The organism is Pontimicrobium sp. IMCC45349, assembly GCF_047219225.1.
In the GTDB taxonomy this organism is placed as follows: domain Bacteria; phylum Bacteroidota; class Bacteroidia; order Flavobacteriales; family Flavobacteriaceae; genus IMCC45349.
The window spans coordinates 1,620,098-1,642,702 of sequence record NZ_CP178208.1 but is presented as its reverse complement, the minus strand read 5'-3'; the positions used below and the strand labels follow the sequence as shown (position 1 = coordinate 1,642,702).

Genomic DNA, 22,605 nt, shown 5'->3' with positions numbered 1-22,605 from the left:
AAATGACAAAAAGATTAATACTATTATTTAGTTTAATTTTTGCAATAAATGTAAACGCTCAAGATGAGACTAACACATTTAGCCTACAAGAAGCTATAGATTTTGCTATAGAAAATAATAGAACCTCAAAAAATGCAGCTCATGATATTGAAGCAGCTAAAAAGCAAAAATGGGAAACCACAGCAACTGGGTTGCCACAAATTAGTGCAACAATTGATTACAACAATTGGCTAAAACAACAAGTTTCTTTAATTCCTGCTGAATTTTTTGGTGGTAATCCAGGAGAATTTGCTGAAGTTGAATTTGGAACACCTCAAACAATGAGTGCTACAGCAACAGTACGTCAAAAAATATTTGATGGCTCATACATTGTAGGTTTACAATCGGCTAAAGTATTTTTAGAAATCTCCAAAAATGCAAAAGTAAAAACTGATTTAGAAGTAAGAAAATCTGTGATTAACGCTTATGGAAATGTATTATTAGCTCAAGAAAGCATAAAAATATTAGAGCGTAACATATCTGTTTTACAAAAAAACCTTGATGAAACCACCAAAATTTATGAAAACGGTTTAGAAGAAGAAGAAAGTGTAGAACAATTACAAATCACATTATCGAGTGTGCAAAGTAACTTGAACAATACTAATCGTTTAGAAAAGCTTGCTTACCAAATGTTAAACATAACATTAGGTATTGATGTTAATAGCACTACTATTTTAACAGACAACTTAGAGACGCTTGCCATTCAAAATATGGAATTAGATCTTTTAGAATCAAATGACGATGCGCAAAATACTATTGATTATAAAATAGCAGCTAATGATACTCGCTCAAAAGAGTTGTTATTAAAGCTCGAAAAAAGTAAAGCGTTACCAACACTAGATGCTTTTATCAATGGTAGCTATGCAGGCAATGGAGAAAGTTTCGACTTCCTTAAAAAAGAACAAAAATGGTTTGGTTCTTCTTTATTTGGTGTGAGTTTAAATATCCCAATATTTAGTTCTTTAGGGCGTAGTGCAGCAACACAACGTGCTAAAATTAATCTTGAAAAGTCTAAAAATGATCTTTTAGAAACTGAACAGAAAATTAAATTACAAATTTCTCAAGCTAAAAGCGACTATCAATTTTCTATTGAAGATTACGACAATAAAAAACAAAACCTTGATTTAGCTGAACGTATCGAACAAAAAAATCAAACTAAATTTTTTGAAGGTATTGCTTCAAGTTTTGAGCTAAGACAAGCACAAACACAACTTTACACATCTCAACAAGAATATTTACAAGCCATGTTAGATGTAATCAATAAAAAAGCAGAGTTAGAAACTGTTTTAAATCAAACTTCAAATAACTAAAAATCAATCAACAAAAGATAATACTTATATAATGAAAAAGATAATCACACTACTTATCATCACTTTAGTTTTTGCTTCTTGCGGTGGAGGTGAAAAAAGTCAATCTGTAGAAGATATTATTGCTACAGGTGACCTAAAAAAGATTAAAGAAAAAAAATCAGCTTTAGAAGCAGAACAAACATCATTAGCAGATCAATTACAACTTTTAAATAACTCAATTGATGCTTTAGACACTAATAAAAGGTTGTCTCAAATTACAACTTTTAAAGCAGCTCAAGAGCCATTTGAACATTATTTAGAATTACAAGGAAGTGTCTCTACAAAACAAAATATTGTTATCACTCCAGAGTACAATGGTATTTTAACCAATGTTTATGTAAAAGAAGGACAACGTGTAAGCAAAGGGCAAAAATTAGCTAAAATTGACGATGGAGGCTTAAGCCAACAATTAGCTCAGTTACAAATTCAAGCAGACTTAGCTAAAACTACTTTTGAACGTCAAGAGCGTCTATGGAATCAAAAAATAGGTAGTGAAATGCAATATTTACAAGCAAAATCTAGCTACGAATCGCAGCAAGAAATGGTAAATAATATGCAAACTCAAATTTCTAAAACTATAGTAAGAGCACCTTTTTCTGGAACTATTGATGATGTAATTAGTGATCCTGGAAATGTAGTTGCTCAAGGTCAAACTCAATTATTCCGTATTGTTAATCTTAAAGATATGTATATAGAAACTAATGTTCCTGAAACATACCTTACAAGCATAACAAAAGGTAAAAAAGTGATTGTTGAGTTCCCAGTTTTAGGAAAAACTTACGAAGCAAAAGTACGACAAGCAGGTAACTTTATAAACCCAACAAATAGAACTTTTAAAGTTGAAGTAGCTGTTCCAAATAAAAATCAAAATATAAAACCAAACCTTACTGCTAAAATGAAGATTAATGACTACAGTAGTGATAAAGCGTTTTTAATCCCTCAAAGCGTAATTTCTGAAAATGCTAAAGGTGAGCAATATATTTATGTGGTTGAAAATATTAACAACAATATTGGAACTACAAAAAGAATTATCATACAAACAGGAAAAGCACAAGGAGACATTATTGAAGTTCTTAATGGTTTAGAGCCTAATATGGAAATTATTGAAGAAGGTGCAAGAAGTGTAAAAGAAGGACAAGAAGTTGAAATTGTAACACAAAACTAAAATCTAGAGATGACTCAAGAACAAAAAAAGGTACATAAAGAATTTAAATTGTCTACCTGGGCAATTAACAATTCTACCACTATATATGTATTGATTGCTTTAATACTTTTTCTAGGTATTAAGGCTTTCTATAACATGCCTCGAGAAAATTTCCCAGAGATTAATGAAACCAAAATTTATATTAGTTCATTATTTCCTGGAAACACAGCAGAGGACATTGAAAAACTAATTACTGACCCTTTAGAAGACAAACTAAAAACGGTTAGTAATGTTGTAGAAATTACCTCAACATCACAAGAGGATTACTCAATGGTAATTGTTGAGTTTGATGAAAACATTACAGTAGATCAAGCAAAACAAAAGGTAAAAGATGAAATTGATACCGAAACCTCTTCTGAAGATTGGCCAACATTCAATGGTGCCAAGGTAGAGCCAAACGTGTTTGCCCTAAGTATGTCTGAGGAAATGCCAATATTAAACATTAATATTGCTGGTGACTATCCTGTACAGCGTTTAAAAGATTTTGCTGAATACTTACAAGATGAAATAGAAAATTTATCCGAAATTAAACAAGCAGATATTCGTGGTGCACAAGAACGTGAAGTAGAAGTTGCTGTCGATATTTATAAAATGATGGCTGCTCAAGTGAGTTTCAAAAACATTGAAGATGCCATAAATGGAGGTAACGTTACCATGTCTGCTGGTAATTTAATTACAAGTGGTCAACGTCGTACTATCAGGATTTTAGGAGAGATTGACAAACCTTCAGATTTAGAAAACTTTGTAGTTAAGTCTGATGAAAACAGTCCAATCTACTTAAAAGATATTGCAACTGTTTCGTTTAAAGAAAAAGACAAAACTACTTTTGCGCGCGAAAATGGGAACACTGTTGTAATGATAGACGTTAAAAAACGTGCTGGAAGAAATATGGTGGAAGCGGCTGAAAAAGTACAAGTTATAGTAGACGACGCTATTAATAATGTGTTTCCTAAAGATTTAAATGTTACCATAGCTAATGACCAATCACCAAAAACTATTAGTCAAGTAGACGACCTAGTAAATAATATCATTTTTGGTGTCATCTTAGTTGTAACAGTATTAATGTTCTTCTTAGGATTCAAAAATGCCATATTTGTTGGATTTGCAATTCCAATGTCTATGTTTATGTCTTTAATGATTCTTAACGCTTTTGGATATACACTTAACGTTATGATATTATTTGGTCTTGTAATGGGACTAGGTATGTTAGTAGATAATGGTATTGTAGTTGTTGAAAATGTGTATCGACTAATTGATGAAGAAGGCATGAGTCGTGTTGAAGCAGCAAAAAAAGGTATTGGTGAAATTGCATTTCCAATTATCATTTCAACCTTAACAACTGTTGCTGCCTTTGTACCTCTTGGATTATGGCCTGGAGTAATGGGTGAATTTATGAAACTATTACCTATAACACTATCTATTGTACTAGGTTCCTCCCTATTTGTTGCCATCTTCTTTAACTCAGTGTTAGTATCTAAGTTCATGACAACAGAAGATAAGGACATGCCACTAAAGCAAATAATAATGCTTACTTCAATTATGGGTGGAATTGGACTTCTAATATTCTTCTTTGGAGGTAGCTACAAAAGCATAGGAACACTTATGGTGTTTACGGCTATCATGCTTTGGGTTTATAGATTATTTTTAAGAAACTGGGCAAATGCATTCCAAAATGGTGCTTTAGTACGTCTAGAAAATTTCTACGAAAAAATTCTTAAAGGTGCATTAAAAGGCTGGAGGCCTATATTTATTGTTGTAGGAACATTTATCTTATTAATAGTTTCTTTTGTTGGCTTTGGAGCTTCCATTGCTTCACAAAGAACCAAGATTGAATTTTTCCCAGACAATAAACCAAACCAAATTATTGTATATGTAGAATATCCTGAAGGTACAGATATTCAAAAAACAAATCAGATTACTAAAGACATTGAAAAACGTGTATTTGAAGTCTTAAATGACGACCAATATACAGATGGCGATTATAACTTTATGGTGGAAAGTGCAGTATCTCAAGTTGGTGAAGGTGCTGGAAACCCTCAAACCGATGGTGGCTCTTCTGCTGAAATGCCTCATAAAGGAAAAATTACAGCTTCAATGCGTGAGTATAAATACAGACGTGGAGAAGATAGTGAGCTAATGCGTCAAAAAGTACAAGAAGCCTTAGTTGGTATTTATCCTGGAGTTTTAATTTCGGTTGAAAAAGATGCTAATGGACCACCTGTTGGACATCCAATCAATATTGAAATTGAGGGTAGCGACTATAATGAGTTAATTGCCATTGCAGAAGAAATGCGTAATTTCATTAATCAAAAAAGTATTGGAGGAATCGATGAGCTTAAAATTGATGTAAATAAAGACAAGCCCTCAATGCAAGTAGTTGTAGATCGTAAAAAAGCTGGTGAATTAGGCGTTGCTTCATCACAAGTTGGTACACAATTACGTAATTCTATTTTTGGTGTCAAAGCTGGTGTTTATAAAGAAGATGGTGACGATTATGATATTTACATACGTTTTAACGAAGAAAACAGATATAACAGAAGTGCTTTATTTAATCAAAAAATAACATTTAGAGATAACACAGGACAAATCAAAGAAATTCCTGTATCAGCGTTGGCAAGTCCATCTAACAATTCTGGATTTAGTGCAATTAAACATAGAGATACTAAACGTGTTGTAACACTATATTCTGCATTAGCTCCTGGTTATACTGATGCTGGTGCTATTGTACAACAGGTGCAAAACGAAATGAAAACATTTAGAGAATTACCTTCTGATGTTAAGATTGATTATACAGGGCAAATAGAAGAGCAAAACAAGCAAATGGCGTTCTTAATGGGAGCCTTCTTTACTGGATTGAGTTTAATCTTCTTTATCTTGATTTTCCAATTCAACTCTGTATCTAAACCAGGAATTATCATGCTAGCTATTTTCCTAAGTTTTATTGGGGTATTTGGTGGACTAGTAATTACAGGAGCATCATTCGTAATTATGATGACAATGATGGGAATTATTTCACTTGCTGGTATTGTGGTAAATAATGGTGTGGTACTCTTAGATTATACACAATTGTTAATTGACAGAAAGAAAGTAGAGCAAAATGTTCCTAAAGATCAATTTGCAAGTAAAACAGTACTTTTTAATGCAATTGTAAAAGGAGGAAAAGCTCGTTTACGCCCAGTATTATTAACAGCAATTACAACTATTCTAGGGTTAATACCATTAGCAATAGGTTTAAATATTAATTTCTTTACTTTAATGAGTGAGCTAGACCCTAACATTTATATGGGAGGAGATAACGTTGTATTCTGGGGACCATTAGCTTGGGCAGTTATCTACGGATTATTCATAGCTACATTTTTAACATTAATTGTCGTTCCAATTTTATTCTTCTTAATTACAAGATTTAAAATGTGGTTACGTTCAAAAACTTCTTCTAAAGAAGTTATAGCATAGGTAGCCTTTCCCTTAAAGGCAATTAATAGCAGGGAAAAGTCTCAACATTTGTTGGGGCTTTTTCATTTAATAATCCATTTAACTTCCTTAAATTTGCACATCAAAATTTAAAATATGTACAGAAGTCATAATAATGGTGAATTAAGAGCGAGCAACATTAACGAAAATGTAACGCTTTCGGGTTGGGTTCAAAAATCTAGAGATAAAGGGTTTATGATTTGGGTAGACCTTCGCGATAGATATGGTTTAACTCAGTTGATTTTCGATGAAGAACGCACACCAAAAGCCATTATGGAAAAGGCTAAAACATTAGGTCGTGAGTTTGTTGTTCAAGTAACAGGGACGGTTATTGAACGTGCATCAAAAAATCCAAACTTACCTACTGGTGATATTGAAATATTAGTTTCAGAATTGAATATTCTTAATGAAGCTAAATTGCCTCCTTTTACAATTGAAGATGAAACTGATGGTGGTGAAGAATTACGTATGCAATATCGCTATTTAGATATTAGACGTAATCCTGTAAAAAACAGCTTAATATTTAGACATAAAGTAACACAAGAGGTTAGAAATTATTTATCTAACCAAGATTTCATTGAAGTTGAAACACCTTATTTAATTAAATCTACTCCTGAAGGAGCTCGTGATTTCGTAGTTCCTTCACGTATGAATGAAGGACAATTTTATGCACTTCCTCAATCACCTCAAACTTTTAAGCAATTACTTATGGTTGGAGGCATGGACAAATACTTCCAGATTGTAAAGTGTTTTAGAGATGAAGATTTACGTGCTGACAGACAACCAGAATTCACACAAATTGACTGTGAAATGGCTTTTGTTGAACAAGAAGATATCCTAAATATTTTTGAAGGACTGACACGTCACTTATTAAAAGAAATTAATGGTGTTGATGTCGATAAATTCCCAAGAATGTTATTTGACGATGCAATGCGTTTATACGGAAATGACAAACCAGACATTCGTTTTGGAATGGAGTTTGGAGAGTTAAACAAAGTAGCGCAGCACAAAGATTTCAAAGTATTTAATAGTGCTGAATTAGTAGTAGGAATCGCTGTTCCAGGCGCTGCTAGTTATACACGTAAAGAAATTGATAAATTAATCGATTGGGTAAAGCGTCCTCAAGTAGGTGCTTTAGGAATGGTGTATGTTAAATGTAATGAAGATGGTACTTTTAAATCGTCTGTAGACAAATTCTACGACCAAGACGATTTAGCTAAATGGGCAGAAGTTACTGGAGCAAAAGCAGGAGATTTAATTTGTGTACTTTCTGGAGACACTAATAAAGTAAGAGCACAATTAAGTGCTTTACGTATGGAAATGGCAGAACGTTTAGGTTTACGTAAACCAGATGAATTTGCACCACTTTGGGTAATTGACTTCCCATTATTAGAGCTCGACGAAGAAACTGGACATTACCACGCAATGCACCATCCATTTACATCTCCTAAACCAGGTCAAATAGAAATGTTAGATACTAACCCAGGAGCAGTAAAAGCAAACGCTTACGATTTAGTATTAAACGGAAACGAAATTGGTGGTGGATCTATTCGTATTCACGATAAGGAAACACAGGCTATTATGTTTAAGCATTTAGGTTTTACTGAAGAAGAAGCTAAAGCACAATTTGGATTTTTAATGGATGCTTTTGAATATGGTGCACCTCCTCATGGTGGATTAGCATTTGGACTTGATAGATTGGTAGCAATTTTAGGAGGACAAGAAACCATTAGAGATTTTATTGCTTTCCCTAAAAACAATTCAGGACGTGATGTAATGATTGATGCTCCTGCACCAATTGACGACGAACAATTAAACGAATTAAGTTTAAAACTTAATTTAAAATAACATTCATACTACTTTTCATGTAGTTTGTAAAATCCTGCCTTAATGGTGGGATTTTTTTATTTACATTTAGAAAATGGGAAAAGGAAAACTCAAAAAAATACTACTAACAATTATATTGTCAATTACAGTTGTTTTGTTTAGTCTCTATACCTATGGTTATTATATAATGAATTACAAATATATGCCTTCACAAAATGAGTTTACAAAACGTGTAGCATATATTGACTTTAAAGAAGCTAAGCTTACCGAAGGTTTTAAAATATGTGATAGTACATACATGGTAGATTATTACAATTATTCAAGAGGAGATTCTGTTAGTAGAACCACAACCTATATCAAAGGTAAAAATGGATTGCGAAAAGAAGTATTATCTAAATATGAAAATAGAAACTATTCAGATTCTGGATATTTAAACTATCGATTTATTGTTAACTGTAAAGGTGAAGCTGGTGCTTATGTTATTCATCAAAATGACTTAGACCTAAAACCAAAAACATTTAATACTGACTTAACCCAACAGCTATTTGAAATTACTACCTCTTTAAAAAAATGGCAACCAAACTATATGAGAGGAAAAAACAGAGACTCTTACATGTACATATCATATAAAATTGAAAATGGAGAAATTACTGAAATTTTGCCTTAGCATTATACTTATTACTAGTGTTGCTGGTTGTGATTCTAAACAAGAAAAAGTAGAAAAAGCAACAGAGTTTGGTTTTAGATTTTATCAAGGTGAACCCAACCACATGAATGCTTTTGCTTATGCTATTGAGTTAGATTCTACCAAGGCAGAAAACTGGAGAGAGCTTTCAGTAACGTATTTAAAAAGAGGCATTCCTCACGAATGGAAAAAATACTACGATAAAGCTGTTGCTCATGACCCAGAAACATGGCAGCCTTGGAGAGGTTATTTATACCTTTGGTTTTACAGAGATTATAAAAATGCTATTGCAGACTTTGATGCTTCCGATACTTTAACACCAAATTTTATTGACACACCTCAAGGTCATAGTGTTGACTATTGGAGAGGGATTGCTTATTTAGGCTTAAAAGATTATAAAAATTCTATTGCTTATTTTGATAAACACATAAAAAAAGAAACTGAAGAATCTGGTGAAGATTGGGTAGAAATAAATGCATTTCTATATAGAGGTATTGCCTATTATGAGTCAAAAAATATTGAAAAAGCACTTGAAAACTTCGATACTTTATTACGCTTATTTAATAATACTTCGGCAGACGCAAAATATTATAAAGCACTCATTTTAAAGGAGCAACAAAAAAATGATGAAGCTCTTAATTATGTTGAAAGCGCAATAAATGATTACAATTTAGGCTACTACAACAATAGACCTTACGTTGAAACTTTAAGGCAGATTTACCCTGAAGATTTAGAAAGCTTGCGCAACTCTTTAAAATAAAAACTAAATGCTCATGGGTTTTTATGTAATTTTGACCCATGGCAAAACAAAGTCTTTTAAAACGATTTTTAATCTGGAAATACAAACATATTTCCAAGAAAAACTTTGTGCTTGTACTTAGTATTCTTATTGGATTACTCTCAGGATTAGTATCTGTAACCATAAAAAATATTACCTATTCAATTCAATGGTTACTTGAAAAAAGTATCATCTTTTCTAAAGATTATATCTACTTTATTTTACCTGTTATAGGCCTTTTTTTAGTGTACTTATTTGTAAAACATGTTTCTAAAAAACCTGTTGAATTAGCTATTCCTTCCATTCTATTTTCATTATCAAAAAAGAGTGGTCTCCTTAAACGATATAAAATTGTTTACCCTCTAATTACTGCACCTTTAACTGTAGGATTTGGTGGTTCGGTTGGACTGCTTAGTCCTGCCATAGCTTCTGCTTCTGCTTTAAGCTCTAATATTGCTGGAGTATTTCATGTAGATAGAAAAACAAGAACACTTCTTATTGGTTGTGCTGCTGCTGGAGCTATTGCATCTATTTTTAAATCGCCAATTGCTGCCATTATTTTTGCAATTGAAATTTTTAGCCTTGATTTAACATTTGCTTCACTATTACCTCTTTTAGTAGCTTCAGTAAGTTCGGTACTTACCTCCTATTTTTTCTTAGGAGATGATACCATATTTAATTTTACAGCTACTGATAAATTTACAATTAAGGACACTCTTTTCTATTTAGTTTTAGGTATTGGAACAGGTATTGCTTCAATATATTTTAATAAAATTTACTTTTCGGTTAGTGCTTTCTTTAATCGTTTTAAAACCCAACGAAAAAAGTTAATTGTTGGAGGAATTTCAATTGGTATTCTTCTATATTTTATTCCGCCTTTATATGGTGAAGGTTTCGGTTTTATTAACGATTTGATGTCTGGGAATCATATTTCTGCTTTAGGGAATACACCTTTTGAAGCTTATATTGATAATATTTGGGTAATCATTGGGTTGCTTATTGGTATTACCATTTTTAAAACAGTTGCCATGACTATTACTATTTCTGCTGGTGGAAATGGCGGAATTATTATTCCAACTATGGTTATGGGAAGTGCTTTAGGAAATGCTGTAGCAAAGGTTATAAATAATCTAGGTTTTAATTTTCATGTTTCCGAAGCTAATTTCACTTTAATAGGAATGGCTGGATTGATTGCTGGTGTTTTACATGCACCACTTACTGCTATCTTTTTAATTGCAGAAATTACTGGAGGTTACGAGCTGTTTTTACCATTAATGATAACTGTTTCAACATCATTTTTAATAACTAAAAACACTGTAGAACATACTATTTACACTAAAGAATTAGCAGAAAAAGGAGCCTTATTGACTCACAATAAAGATCAAAACATTTTAACAATAATGTCTTTAGATAAAGTGATTGAAAAAAACTTTATTGCGCTAAAACCAAACATGTCGCTTGGTGATATGCTTAAAGAAGGTGTTTCAAAATCGAATAGAAACCTTTTCCCAGTTATTGATGATGAAGCACACTTAGTGGGAATAATAATTTTAGATGATATTAGATCTGTAATGTTTGATCAAACATTATATGGAACTACTTCGGTTGAAACCTTTATGAGTCATCCTCCTGACTTTATTGATTATAACAATGATTCTATGAAAACTGTTATGAACAAGTTTCAAAGCTCTGGTGCTTGGAACTTACCAGTAATTAAAAATGGTAAGTACTTTGGGTTTATATCAAAATCTAAATTATTAACGGCTTATAGGCGAGAATTGATTAATTTTAGCACCTAATTTATTGTCTGATGAAATATATTATCTGGATATTATTTATAGCAAGCCTTGGAAGTATTCTTTCTGGATATTTCTTTGATTTAGAATACTCTCAAAAACTAATAGGCTTTGGAGTAGCAGGATTGTTTCTTTTAGTATTTCCTCTTTTTTCTTATTATAGATGGAAGGGTAAAGATGTAAAAGACTATATGCTTACTAAAGAAAATCTAGATAAAATGCGAGAGTTTAATGATAGTAAAGACTAATTCAAATTACGTTTTTCAATAAAAAAACGCTTCATTAATGCTGAAGCCTCTTCAGCTAAAACACCACCTTTCACTTTTGTTTTTGGATGTAATTTTGTTCCCATTGCACCACAACCTCTTTGCTCATCTGTAGCACCATATACAATATTTGTTATTTGACTCCAGTACAAAGCACCAGCACACATTTGACAAGGCTCTAAAGTTACATACAGCGTACAATTATGTAAATACTTTCCACCTAAAAAATTTGCCGCAGCAGTAATTGCTTGCATTTCGGCATGCGCAGTCACATCATTTAACATTTCGGTTAAATTGTGTGCTCTTGCAATAATTCTATTATCAATTACAATAACTGCACCAACAGGAATCTCTCCTTTATCAAAAGCAGCTTCAGCTTCTTGGAGTGCTTTTTTCATAAAATAAGTGTCGTCAAATGGGTTTTCCATATTCCAAAAATACAATTTCAGAATATAAAATAGCATTTCGGCAAGAAGTTTGATAAAAACTTACAAAGCTATTACATCATGAAAACATTTTATTCGATCTCAGTTCCAGAACCTTGTCATGAAGACTGGAATAAAATGACACCTAAAGAAAAAGGAAGATTTTGTAATTCCTGTGCTAAAACAGTCATAGACTTTACAAAAATGAATACTTATGAAATTCAGGATTTTATTAATGAAAATAAAGGATCTCGTATTTGTGGACATTTTAAAAAAACGCAATTAGACAGCATCAATTTACATGTTCCAATGCAAGAGTTAGCATCAAAAAGCTTTCATAAACTCTTTTTATTAGCATTGTTAATTGCTATGGGAACGTCATTAATGAGTTGCACCAATAAACAAGGGAATACACAAAAAATTGATAGCGTTGAGATTATAGATAGCATTTCTAACAAAGTTGTTACTTTAGAAAACATAGAAGAAGTTTGCGACTCTACTCCAAAAACTGAATGCACCTCTAAAACAACAAAAGAAAACATAGTGCCTCCAATACCTCAACCAGTAGGTATTATAGTTGTTGATGAACCTAAAAAAGAGACTACAAAAGATACAATTATTGAATTACAAGGTGACGTAGAAATTAAGCCTACTGCTCAAAAATATGATTCTATACCAATAACTGTGGATGGTGAATTAGATATTGAAATTGTTGGAGATGTAATAACTGAAATAGACGATGAATACTTACCATTGCCTTTTGCACTTGCAGATTCACCTCCAGAATTTAAAGACACACCTAAAAATCTTTCTACAAAAGAAAAGAGAGACTATTTTCAAAAGCATGTAAATAATATTGTAACTACAAACCTTAATATAGAACTTGTTAAAGAGATTGGTTTAATAGGAAAGCAAAAAGTGTTTGCGAAATTTACCATTGACAAAGAAGGCTTTATTAAAGATATACAAACAAGAGCACCACATATTAAACTTGAAGAAGAAGCAAAAAGAGTTATACAGTTAATATCGCAACTTATACCTGGAAAACAAAGAAATAGAGTTGTGCCTATAACTTATACTTTACCTATAATTTTTAAGGTAGAAGATTAATTAAATCTTGTACTTTTGCTTTGTGCAAAACAACTTGTTAGAACATATCAATTCTCCAAAAGAATTACGCAACCTTACTATTGAGCAATTACCTCAATTAGCAAAAGAGCTACGTGATTTTATTATAAACGTTATTGCAACTAAAGAAGGGCATTTAGGAGCAAGTTTGGGTGTTACTGAATTAACTATTGCATTGCACTATGTATTTAATACACCAATAGATCAATTAATTTGGGACGTTGGGCATCAAGCCTATGGTCATAAAATACTAACTGATAGAAAAAATGTTTTTAACACTAACAGGCAATTAGGAGGCATTAGTGGATTCCCTAAAAGGTCTGAAAGTATTTACGATACTTTTGGAGTTGGACATTCCTCTACTTCTATTTCTGCAGCTTTAGGAATGGCAATTGCATCTCAACTCAAAGACGAAGATAAACATCATATTGCCGTTATTGGTGATGCATCTATTGCTAGTGGAATGGCTTTTGAAGGTTTAAATCATGCAGGTGTAACTAATGCTAACTTATTAGTTATTCTTAATGATAATGCTATTGGCATTGACCCAAGTGTTGGAGCTTTAAAGCAGTATTTAACCAATGTAAAAAAAGGCACACAAAAACAAGACAATATATTTGAAGCTCTAAATTTCAATTATTCTGGACCAATAGATGGTCATGACATAGTCGTAATTATTAAAGAATTAGAGCGTCTAAAAACCATTAAAGGCCCTAAGTTTTTACACGTAATTACTACCAAAGGAAAAGGCTTAAAACAAGCCGAAGAAAACCAAGTAAAGTATCATGCTCCTGGTAAGTTTGATGCTAAAACTGGTGATTTGATAATTAAATCTAACTTGAGTCAGCCACCTAAATATCAAGATGTATTTGGACACACTATTGTTGAATTAGCTAAAAACAACAAGAATATTGTTGGTATTACTCCTGCAATGCCAACAGGTAGTTCCTTAAAATTCATGATGGATGCTTTCCCTGATCGTGCTTTTGATGTTGGTATTGCCGAACAACATGCTGTAACCTTAGCTGCTGGAATGGCTACGCAAGGTTTAATTCCGTTTTGTAATGTGTATTCCACCTTTTTGCAACGCGCTTATGACCAAGTAATTCATGATGTTGCATTGCAAAATTTACCAGTTATTTTTTGCTTAGACAGAGCAGGATTGGTTGGAGAAGATGGTGCTACACATCATGGTGTTTTTGATTTAGCATATTTAAGATGTATTCCTAACCTTATCATTTTTGCACCTCGTAATGAAATTGAATTACGAAACATCATGTACACTGCTCAATTAGGCATAGAGGCTCCAATAGCCATACGTTATCCTAGAGGTCGAGGTGTTACTATTGATTGGAAGCAACCTTTTGAAACTATAGAAATAGGCAAAGGTGTACAATTAAAATCAGGGAAGGATATTGCTATTTTAAGCTTAGGAAGCATTTCAAAAAATATAACTAAAGCAATTGATAATACTACAGTTACTCATTTTGATTTACGCTTTTTAAAACCTTTAGACGAAGATTTACTTCATACCATTTTTAACTCATACAACCATATTATTACTGTTGAAGATGGCACAGTAAAAGGTGGTTTTGGAAGTGCTATTACTGAGTTTTCAGCAAAACACAACTATAAAAACAATATAGACATACTTGGTATACCAGATACTTTTATTGAACATGGAACCATAGACCAATTACAAAAACAAATTGGTCTGGATGTTGAGAGTCTTGTTCTTAAAATTAATAAAGAGTAATACTTTAAATCTCTAATCCTCTTAGTTTTTTAAACGTAAGTACTGCATTACTATCTGATAATGATGCTACATAAGAACATACGTACATTAAACGTTGGTATAAACTAGTGTCTTCCTCTTTAATATGAGCAGGTAAAGTTCTTAAAATAAGCTTATCGTAATTGGAAGCCTTTCCAGAATAGTTATTATTTACAGCAACTATATAAGTATCCAGTAATTTATTGATGATTTCGTAACCCGAAATTTCTTTTTCAACTACCTCTTTAGATTGGTAAATATTTTCAACACTTAGCTTAATAATATCGTTTATTTGCGCTTCGTATTTACTTTTATCTAATAATGGTATATCAAAATCGCCATTTAAAATAGCTTCTTCATTAGCCATAAAAATAGATACTGCTTCTTCAATTAAAGTCCCAATTGCTAAAGCTCTTAAATAGCTTATTCTATCTTCGGTTGTTTTTAAAGCATTATAGTTTTTGGTAATAATTTTATCTCTTACCAAGTTTATTAAATACTCTAAAGCAAACTCTTCTTGAATTAAACCTAAATTGATGCCGTCTTCAAAATCAATAATAGTATAACAAATATCATCGGCTGCTTCAACTAAAAAAGCTAATGGATGACGTGCATAACTAATATCGTCACCTGTTCGAGTTTTATTTAACCCTAAATCATTAGCTAAATCAATAAAGGCAGATTTATCACTTTGAAAAAAGCCGTATTTCTTGTCGGCAATATGCTTTGTTGGTTTTTTTGGTAAAGACTCTTTGGGATATTTTGTAAAAGCACCAAGTGTAGCATAACTCAATCGTAAACCTCCTACTCTACCTTCTCTACTTTGGGTAAGTATTTTAAAACCGTTGGCATTACCTTCAAAATCACATAAATCCTGATACTCTTTATTAGTAAGTTCTATTTTAAAAATTTCGCCTTTTCCGTGTTTAAAATATTGTCCAATAGCTTTTTCTCCTGAATGTCCAAATGGTGGATTTCCTATATCATGTGCTAATGCCGCAGCTGCTACAATTGCTCCAAAATCATTAGCCTTATAACCATGTATTTCTTCTAAATGAGGATACTTTTTTAATAGCCTAGCGCCTACTTGCCTTCCTAGGGAACGTCCAACCACACTTACTTCCAAACTATGTGTAAGTCTTGTATGTATAAAGTCTGTTTGTGATAATGGAATTACCTGAGTTTTATCCTGTAAGCTTCTAAACTCAGAAGAAAAAATAATACGATCGTAATCAACTTCAAAACCTGATCGTGTTTCATCTTGCTCTGATCGCAATCGTTTATTTGTGTCGCCAAATCGTTTAAGAGATAGTAATTGTTCCCAATTCATAATATATAGTTAAGCAATCGCAAGATACATTTTTCAATGTTAATTTAATGTTTCTTAAATCACGGAAAATAAAATTTTAGATAACACTTTCGTAATAGTTTTATAAATCTGTTTTAACCTCTAAAGCTTAAAAATTGAATTGCTTTGTCCCAACAAACTATTAGAACAATTATTTATAAAAATTAACACAATGAAAAAATTAGTTTTACCATTATTATTAGTAACATCTTTAATGTTTACAGGATGTATTCAAGATGATGATACTCCAATAATTATTGAAGAAACAACTATTATCCAAAACCCTGGAGGTGGAACTGAAGAATGTCCAGTTGTTGCTGTAACTGGAATTATTAATTCTGACACTACATGGACTAGCGACAACATTTATCAATTAAATCAAAAAGTAGTTGTTGATGCTGGTGTAACACTTACTATTAACCCTGGAACAATTATTAAAGGTTCTCCAGGAACAGGTTCTTTATCTTCTGCATTAATTGTTGCTAGAGGAGGAAAAATTAACGCTGTAGGTACAGCTTCTCAACCAATTATCTTCACTTCTACTAGTGATAATATTACTTGCGGACAAACAGCTGGTACAAACTTAGATGCAAACGACAGAGGTCTTTGGGGAGGTTTATTAATATTAGGTAATGCACCTTGTTCTTTCTCTGGAGATGTAACAGAATTACAAATTGAAGGAATTCCTGCTGATGATACATTTGGTCTTTATGGAGGTACTGATGCTGCTGATAACTCTGGAACTATTCAATATGTATCTATTCGTCATGGTGGTGCTTTAATTGGTGAAGGAAATGAAATTAACGGATTAACACTTGGTGGTGTTGGTAACGGAACAGTAATTGACAATGTAGAAGTTGTTGCTAACGTTGATGATGGTATCGAGTTTTTTGGAGGTACTGTTAATGCTTCAAACTTATTAGTATATGCTCAAGGTGATGATGGTTTAGATATCGACCAAGCTTACTCTGGAACTATTTCTAATGCTGTAGTTGCTTTAGGAGCTGCTTCTGATCACGCTTTAGAAATTGATGGTCCTGAAGGTTCTGCAGATGGTGCTTTCATTTTAGAAGACGTAACATTAATAGGAAACTTAGATACACCTAAAGGTGAGTATGCTGACTTTAGAAAAGCTGCTACTGGAAGTGTTAACAATGTATATGCTTACGGTTTTAAAGTGGATTCTGATGTTGAATTAGATAACAATGGTGTTGCTCAAGAATACATAGATGGAAACTTAACATTTAGTGCTTGGGAAGTTGTTTTACCTGAAGGTGCTACAATCTCAACTGTTTTTCAAGAAAAGAATGGTGATGGTGAATCAGACATCTCAACTTTTGAAGCTGATGCTGCATCATTTGCAACAGGTGTAACTCAAGGTTCTCAAACTGTTGGAGCTACAACATCTAGCTTAAGCTGGACTTATTCTAACCAAATTGCTGGTTTAGGATTTTAAGAAATCTACACAATAAATAGTATATCAATAAAAAAACAACTGCTCGATTTTTTCGGGTGGTTGTTTATACTAAAAACAAAAAATGAAAAATATAAGTAAACTTTCTAAGCTATTTTTCTTATTCCTATTAACAGTTTCTTTTGGTTATTCTCAAACAGGAACAGTTGCAGGTACTATTATGGATGGAGAATTTGTAGAGCCAATGGCTTTTGCTAATGTTTTGGTAAAAGGAACTACAATTGGTGCTACTTCGGATTTTGATGGGAAATATGTTTTAGAACTTGAACCTGGGACTTATACCTTAATATTCTCTTACGTTGGTTATAACACGCAAGAAATTAGCGATGTTGTTATAACTGCAAATAAAGAAACTATTATAGATATTACTTTAAAAACAAACTCTCTAGAAACAGTTGTTGTAACAACAACCACTAAACGAAATACCGAAAGCGCTCTGCTTAACATCCAAAAAAAATCGGTAACACTTTTAGATGGTTTATCTGCACAAAGCATTAAAAAAACTGGAGCAGGTAATATTGCAAGTGCTGTAAAAAGTGTTCCTGGAGTTTCTGTACAAGGAGGAAAGTATGTATATGTTCGTGGTTTAGGAGATCGTTATACAAAGTCTATTTTAAACGGATTAGACATTCCTGGATTAGATCCTGACAGAAACACAATTCCAATGGATATTTTCCCTACTAACATTATAGATAATGTTATAGTACTAAAGTCGGCTTCAGCTGAATATCCAGCTGATTTTACAGGAGGAATTGTTGATGTAGTTACTAAGGATTTCCCAACAAAACCTGAATACTCTATTTCATTTGGTGCAGATTATAACCCAAGCATGCATTTAAACGATAAGTTTTTAACTTACGAAGGTAGTGATACAGATTTTTTAGGTTATGATAATGGTTTAAGAGATAGACCAATTCATAGATACCAACCAATCCCTACGACTTCAGATAATAGATTACTTCTTACAAGCTTAACAAACCGTTTTGAAAAACAATTAAGAGCAGATCAAGAAGATAGTGGTTTAAATTTTGATTTTGGGTTTACTGCTGGAAACCAGTACGAAGTTGGTGATAATAAATTAGGCTACCAAGCATCTTTTTCTTATAAAAACAAAACAACGTTTTTCGAAGATAGAATTGATGGTTCATATACAAAAGATGAAAACGACCCTTTTGAAAACCAATTATTAGGCGATAGAAAGACACAAGGAAATGAAGGTATTAAAGAAACACTACTTAATGCTTTAGTTGGTGTTACTTTTAAAACAAACTTATCAAAGTATAAAGCTACATTTTTACATATTCAAAATGGAGAATCGTCTGCTGGTGATTATGACGATGAAATTTTTGAAGGAGGTGGAGGTTCTGGTGCTATTAGAGCAACAAAAGATGCCTTAACATATACACAACGTTCAATCACTAGTTTTGCACTTAATGGAGACCATCAATTAGGTGAAGATTCTGATTTAAAACTAAAATGGGCTTTCTCACCTTCTTTTTCGCAAGTTTTAGATAAGGATCATAGAATTACACCTTTAAGAATTCAGGAGAGTGATGTTGTTGGTGATGTTTATACTATTGATCCAAGTTCTGTTGGTAGCCCAACTAGAATTTGGAGAAATTTATCGGAAGAAAACTGGGTAACTAAGTTTGATTTTGACAAAAAATATCAATTATTTGGAAGACAAGCTAAAGTAAAGTTTGGAGGTGGTTACACTTTTAAATTTAGAGATTTTAATACTGATACTTACATTTTTGCTGCTACTGATGCTGCAAAAATCATTGAAAATGGTGATGCAAATAACATTTTAGCAATCGAAAACATTTGGACTCCAGAAACTGATGAAGGTACATACCTTGACTCAAACAGTATTTTTGATCCTGCTAACTCTTATGAAGGTGAAGCTAATATTGCTTCTGCTTATATATCTAACGAGTTTAATGTTTCAGAAAAACTTAAAGCTGTATTAGGATTACGCTTAGAGCAATTTAACTTGTACTATTCTGGAATTAAAGATGATACTTATGTAGAAAGAGAGAGTACTATTGATGAATTAGACTTCTTCCCTTCTGCTAACTTAATTTACGCTTTAAACGATGATATGAATTTAAGATCATCTTATTATCGTACAACTGCTAGACCATCATTTAAAGAAGCATCTACAGCTCAAATTGCAGATCCAATTACTGGAAGATTATTTATTGGAGGTTTAGATAATGGAGAATACGACCCAATAGCACCTACTTATGTAAACAACTTTGACTTAAGATATGAGTGGTTTAGAGAAAATGGTCAAATGATTGCTTTAAGTGGTTTTTACAAAGACTTTACAGATCCAATTGAAACGGTTTTCTTCAAAAGAGCACCAAGACAATATACTGTTGCTAACCTAGGTAGTGCTACAGTTTATGGAGCAGAAGTTGAGATAAGACAAAAATTTGGTTTTATTGCAGAGAGCTTAGACAATCTTCAATTAAATGTTAACGTATCTGTTATGAACTCTTCTCTTGACATGTCTGATGATGAATACGAAAGTAGAGTTTTAGCTGCTCGTGAGGGTGAAAAAGTTGATGACACACGTGAGCTTCAAGGACAATCGCCATTATTAGTAAATGTTGGATTGGATTATACTAACGATGATTTAGGATTAAGAACTGGATTATTTTACAATGTACAAGGAAAAACATTAGAGGTTGTTGGTACAGGTATTATTCCAGATGTTTATACTAAGCCTTTCCACAGCGTTAACTTTACTCTTAATAAAACCTTTGGAGAAAATAAAAACTCTTCAATAGACTTTAAAGTTTCTAACATTCTTGGGTCTGAAAGAGAAAGTGTTTACGAATCATACAAAGCTCAAGACCAAATATTCAAATTAAGAAGTCCTGGAACAGAGTTTTCGTTAGGTTACACTTATAAATTCTAATAGTTTTTTAGACAAATACTTTGTTTAAAACAGAAAAAGCTCCCAAAATATGGGAGCTTTTTCTTTATCTAAATAGGCTATTAATTACTATCTGTTTCTTACAGCTAGTTTAACTTTATTATTCCATTCGCTTACGCTAGCTATTCTAGAGTCAACAAAATCAACTTCTTTTAGTGAATTGGCAGTCCAAAATAACCATTTACCTGTTTTTACTCCATTAATATAATTCCCGACAGATAGCTTATTTCCTTGTAAATCGTAACTTGTCCAGGTTCCATGTAATTTACCTTCTGCATTAAATGTTCCTTCTTGTTGAATAGAACCATCATCATAATAATAGGTTGCATGAGTTAAATCACCTTTTTTCTCTATTTTTATATTATTCTCTTGCGCAAATACTGGAGCAGAAAGAAATAAAACAACTAATACTAATAAACACTTCTTCATAATCTTTATATTTTTTTGTTAATACTTCATACTCAAAATTAATTAAAATTTACATTAAAAAAACATTGGCTTAACGTTCGCTTAACATTGAACTTATATTTAACTGATTATCAAGCACTTATAATGTAAAATATAATGAAAACTTAACATTGGAACATTGCTTTTTTTGCTTTTTAGGGGCTTTTCTTACCAAAAACCTTAATATTAACTTAATACTTACATTACATTTTCGTTATGTATCTTTTTAATATTTGTATTTAGCTTATATAAGCAATCACTTATTAGTATTTCATATAATCTATTAGTTTTTGTCGACTATAATATGAATTCTAGAAACTGCCTTAGGCCAAGGCAGTTTTTTTATATCTATAAGTTAAAACTTTGGTAACATTAAGTTAACATTAGAGTTGGACATTTGCACCAGACAAAAACTAATACTGACTTATGAAACTAAAGCTTTCATTTTTAGCTGTAATTTTATTTACTGCACTTTCTGTAAACTCTCAGGAAGTTGAATCTCCAAAATTTGGAAAAGGACTTTTCAATTTAGTTGGACAAGATAGTACTTGGACAATGAAAATTGGAACTAGAATGCAATTCTTAGCAACTTCTACTTGGCAAGAAGAAAGGGAAACAGAATCAAACTTTTTAGTACGAAGAGCTAGATTAAAATTTGATGGTTTTGCTTTTTCTCCAAAATTGAAATATAAAATTGAGTTAGGCTTATCTAACAGAGATATTTCTGGCGCATCACAATTTACTAGCAACGCTCCAAGATATATTCTTGATGCTCTTATTAAATGGAATTTCTACGAAAATTTCGAACTTTGGTTTGGACAGACTAAATTACCTGGTAACAGAGAACGTGTAATTTCTTCAGGAAATATGCAGCAAGTAGATCGTTCGTTATTAAACAGTCGCTTTAATATTGATCGTGATATAGGTGTGCAATTAAGACACCACTTCAAATTATCTGATAACTTTATTGTAAGAGAAATATTTTCTATGGCACAAGGTGAAGGTCGTAATATTACTACTGGAAACCTAGGAGGACACCAATATACTGGAAGAATAGAATTATTACCTTTTGGTAAATTTGCTGGAAAAGGTGACTATTCTGCATCAGACTTAAAACGTGAAGCTAAACCAAAATTAGCTTTAGGAGTAAGTTACGACTTTAATAATAATGCAGTAAAAAATAGAAGTAACCAAGGTTCTTACATGGAAACAGATACTGGTTTTTACGAAACAAATATCACTACATTATTTGTAGATGCTATGTTTAAGTACAAAGGCTTTTCTTTAATGGCTGAATATGCTGATAGAGACGCAGATGATCCATTTGCAAAAAACTCAGATGGTACTTTAACAGGAGATGTTGTACAGGTTGGAAAAGGATTAAACCTTCAATCTGGATACTTATTTAAAAACAACTGGGAAGTTTCTGGAAGATATACTAACATAGAGTTAGACAAAAATATTACTGGAAAAGATAAAGAAACACAATACACATTAGGTGTTTCAAAATTTATTGTTGGTCACAAATTGAAAGTACAATCAGACATTAGCTATTTAGATGTTGATAATAGCCAATGGATGTACAGACTCCAATTTGATATTCACTTTTAAAAAATAACGTTTAGGTAACATTATTGTAAAAATCCCTTC

General features: G+C 32.2%; 16 protein-coding genes. 13 read left to right on the top strand and 3 right to left on the bottom strand.

Annotated features, from left to right (window positions below):
- Positions 1 to 2 precede the first annotated feature (2 nt).
- From ACLII3_RS07665 to ACLII3_RS07630, 8 genes are all read left to right on the top strand, one after another.
- Positions 3 to 1,349: a TolC family protein gene (locus ACLII3_RS07665; protein ID WP_412987793.1), complete on the top strand. Its 1,347-nt coding sequence runs from the start codon at positions 3 to 5 to the stop codon at positions 1,347 to 1,349.
- Positions 1,350 to 1,380: 31 nt separating this feature from the next.
- The gene (locus tag ACLII3_RS07660; RefSeq protein ID WP_412987791.1) at positions 1,381 to 2,553 is read left to right on the top strand and encodes an efflux RND transporter periplasmic adaptor subunit; all 1,173 of its coding nucleotides are present in this window, start codon (positions 1,381 to 1,383) and stop codon (positions 2,551 to 2,553) included.
- Positions 2,554 to 2,562: 9 nt separating this feature from the next.
- Positions 2,563 to 6,045, top strand: a complete 3,483-nt coding sequence (locus ACLII3_RS07655) for an efflux RND transporter permease subunit (RefSeq protein WP_412987789.1) — start codon at positions 2,563 to 2,565, stop codon at positions 6,043 to 6,045.
- A gap of 114 nt (positions 6,046 to 6,159) precedes the next feature.
- Positions 6,160 to 7,911, top strand: a complete 1,752-nt coding sequence (gene aspS, locus ACLII3_RS07650; protein WP_412987788.1) for an aspartate--tRNA ligase — start codon at positions 6,160 to 6,162, stop codon at positions 7,909 to 7,911.
- Between the two features lie 181 nt (positions 7,912 to 8,092).
- On the top strand, positions 8,093 to 8,557 hold the full coding sequence (locus tag ACLII3_RS07645; protein WP_412987786.1) for a hypothetical protein: 465 nt from the start codon (positions 8,093 to 8,095) through the stop codon (positions 8,555 to 8,557).
- Complete coding sequence (locus ACLII3_RS07640; protein ID WP_412987784.1) at positions 8,529 to 9,335, top strand: tetratricopeptide repeat protein; 807 nt, start codon at positions 8,529 to 8,531, stop codon at positions 9,333 to 9,335. Before ACLII3_RS07645 ends, ACLII3_RS07640 begins: the two co-directional genes overlap by 29 nt.
- Before the next feature lie 38 nt (positions 9,336 to 9,373).
- Entirely contained in the window at positions 9,374 to 11,152 is a 1,779-nt protein-coding gene (locus tag ACLII3_RS07635; RefSeq protein ID WP_412987782.1) for a chloride channel protein, read from the top strand.
- Between the two features lie 11 nt (positions 11,153 to 11,163).
- Positions 11,164 to 11,397: a hypothetical protein gene (locus ACLII3_RS07630; protein WP_412987780.1), complete on the top strand. Its 234-nt coding sequence runs from the start codon at positions 11,164 to 11,166 to the stop codon at positions 11,395 to 11,397.
- Here the strand turns inward: ACLII3_RS07630 and ACLII3_RS07625 are convergent.
- Positions 11,394 to 11,843: a nucleoside deaminase gene (locus tag ACLII3_RS07625; RefSeq protein ID WP_412987778.1), complete on the bottom strand. Its 450-nt coding sequence runs from the start codon at positions 11,841 to 11,843 to the stop codon at positions 11,394 to 11,396. The two genes, ACLII3_RS07630 and ACLII3_RS07625, sit on opposite strands and share 4 nt — an antisense overlap.
- A gap of 78 nt (positions 11,844 to 11,921) precedes the next feature.
- Here ACLII3_RS07625 and ACLII3_RS07620 point away from each other — a divergent pair, with 78 nt between their 5' ends.
- Positions 11,922 to 12,950, top strand: a complete 1,029-nt coding sequence (locus ACLII3_RS07620; protein ID WP_412987776.1) for an energy transducer TonB — start codon at positions 11,922 to 11,924, stop codon at positions 12,948 to 12,950.
- A 22-nt stretch (positions 12,951 to 12,972) separates the two neighbouring features.
- Complete coding sequence (gene dxs, locus ACLII3_RS07615; protein WP_412987774.1) at positions 12,973 to 14,724, top strand: 1-deoxy-D-xylulose-5-phosphate synthase; 1,752 nt, start codon at positions 12,973 to 12,975, stop codon at positions 14,722 to 14,724.
- A 4-nt stretch (positions 14,725 to 14,728) separates the two neighbouring features.
- On the opposite strand, the gene ACLII3_RS07610 is transcribed toward dxs, so the two are convergent.
- Positions 14,729 to 16,072: a deoxyguanosinetriphosphate triphosphohydrolase gene (locus ACLII3_RS07610; protein ID WP_412987772.1), complete on the bottom strand. Its 1,344-nt coding sequence runs from the start codon at positions 16,070 to 16,072 to the stop codon at positions 14,729 to 14,731.
- A gap of 190 nt (positions 16,073 to 16,262) precedes the next feature.
- On the opposite strand from ACLII3_RS07610, the gene ACLII3_RS07605 reads away from it, so the two are divergent.
- Both ACLII3_RS07605 and ACLII3_RS07600 read left to right on the top strand, forming a co-directional pair.
- The gene (locus ACLII3_RS07605) at positions 16,263 to 17,546 is read left to right on the top strand and encodes a hypothetical protein (RefSeq protein WP_412987770.1); all 1,284 of its coding nucleotides are present in this window, start codon (positions 16,263 to 16,265) and stop codon (positions 17,544 to 17,546) included.
- An 82-nt stretch (positions 17,547 to 17,628) separates the two neighbouring features.
- Positions 17,629 to 20,490, top strand: a complete 2,862-nt coding sequence (locus ACLII3_RS07600; protein WP_412987769.1) for a TonB-dependent receptor domain-containing protein — start codon at positions 17,629 to 17,631, stop codon at positions 20,488 to 20,490.
- An 87-nt stretch (positions 20,491 to 20,577) separates the two neighbouring features.
- Here ACLII3_RS07600 and ACLII3_RS07595 read toward each other — a convergent pair whose 3' ends face one another.
- The gene (locus tag ACLII3_RS07595) at positions 20,578 to 20,937 is read right to left on the bottom strand and encodes a toxin-antitoxin system YwqK family antitoxin (RefSeq protein WP_412987767.1); all 360 of its coding nucleotides are present in this window, start codon (positions 20,935 to 20,937) and stop codon (positions 20,578 to 20,580) included.
- Positions 20,938 to 21,381: 444 nt separating this feature from the next.
- Between ACLII3_RS07595 and ACLII3_RS07590 the strand changes: the two genes are divergently transcribed.
- A complete protein-coding gene (locus ACLII3_RS07590; protein ID WP_412987765.1) occupies positions 21,382 to 22,566 on the top strand; it encodes a porin in 1,185 nt (394 codons plus the stop codon).
- The last annotated feature ends 39 nt before the right edge of the window (positions 22,567 to 22,605 follow it).

What these genes read in the sequence shown, in the direction of transcription:
- ACLII3_RS07630 (WP_412987780.1), top strand. Translation starts at nt 11,164, where the DNA reads ATGAAATATATTATCTGGATATTATTTATAGCAAGCCTTGGAAGTATT.
- ACLII3_RS07645 (WP_412987786.1), top strand. Translation starts at nt 8,093, where the DNA reads ATGCCTTCACAAAATGAGTTTACAAAACGTGTAGCATATATTGACTTT.
- ACLII3_RS07660 (WP_412987791.1), top strand. Translation starts at nt 1,381, where the DNA reads ATGAAAAAGATAATCACACTACTTATCATCACTTTAGTTTTTGCTTCT.
- ACLII3_RS07655 (WP_412987789.1), top strand. Translation starts at nt 2,563, where the DNA reads ATGACTCAAGAACAAAAAAAGGTACATAAAGAATTTAAATTGTCTACC.
- ACLII3_RS07625 (WP_412987778.1), bottom strand. Translation starts at nt 11,843, where the DNA reads ATGGAAAACCCATTTGACGACACTTATTTTATGAAAAAAGCACTCCAA.
- ACLII3_RS07620 (WP_412987776.1), top strand. Translation starts at nt 11,922, where the DNA reads ATGAAAACATTTTATTCGATCTCAGTTCCAGAACCTTGTCATGAAGAC.
- ACLII3_RS07635 (WP_412987782.1), top strand. Translation starts at nt 9,374, where the DNA reads ATGGCAAAACAAAGTCTTTTAAAACGATTTTTAATCTGGAAATACAAA.
- aspS (WP_412987788.1), top strand. Translation starts at nt 6,160, where the DNA reads ATGTACAGAAGTCATAATAATGGTGAATTAAGAGCGAGCAACATTAAC.
- ACLII3_RS07600 (WP_412987769.1), top strand. Translation starts at nt 17,629, where the DNA reads ATGAAAAATATAAGTAAACTTTCTAAGCTATTTTTCTTATTCCTATTA.
- ACLII3_RS07640 (WP_412987784.1), top strand. Translation starts at nt 8,529, where the DNA reads ATGGAGAAATTACTGAAATTTTGCCTTAGCATTATACTTATTACTAGT.
- ACLII3_RS07610 (WP_412987772.1), bottom strand. Translation starts at nt 16,072, where the DNA reads ATGAATTGGGAACAATTACTATCTCTTAAACGATTTGGCGACACAAAT.
- ACLII3_RS07665 (WP_412987793.1), top strand. Translation starts at nt 3, where the DNA reads ATGACAAAAAGATTAATACTATTATTTAGTTTAATTTTTGCAATAAAT.
- ACLII3_RS07605 (WP_412987770.1), top strand. Translation starts at nt 16,263, where the DNA reads ATGAAAAAATTAGTTTTACCATTATTATTAGTAACATCTTTAATGTTT.
- ACLII3_RS07595 (WP_412987767.1), bottom strand. Translation starts at nt 20,937, where the DNA reads ATGAAGAAGTGTTTATTAGTATTAGTTGTTTTATTTCTTTCTGCTCCA.
- ACLII3_RS07590 (WP_412987765.1), top strand. Translation starts at nt 21,382, where the DNA reads ATGAAACTAAAGCTTTCATTTTTAGCTGTAATTTTATTTACTGCACTT.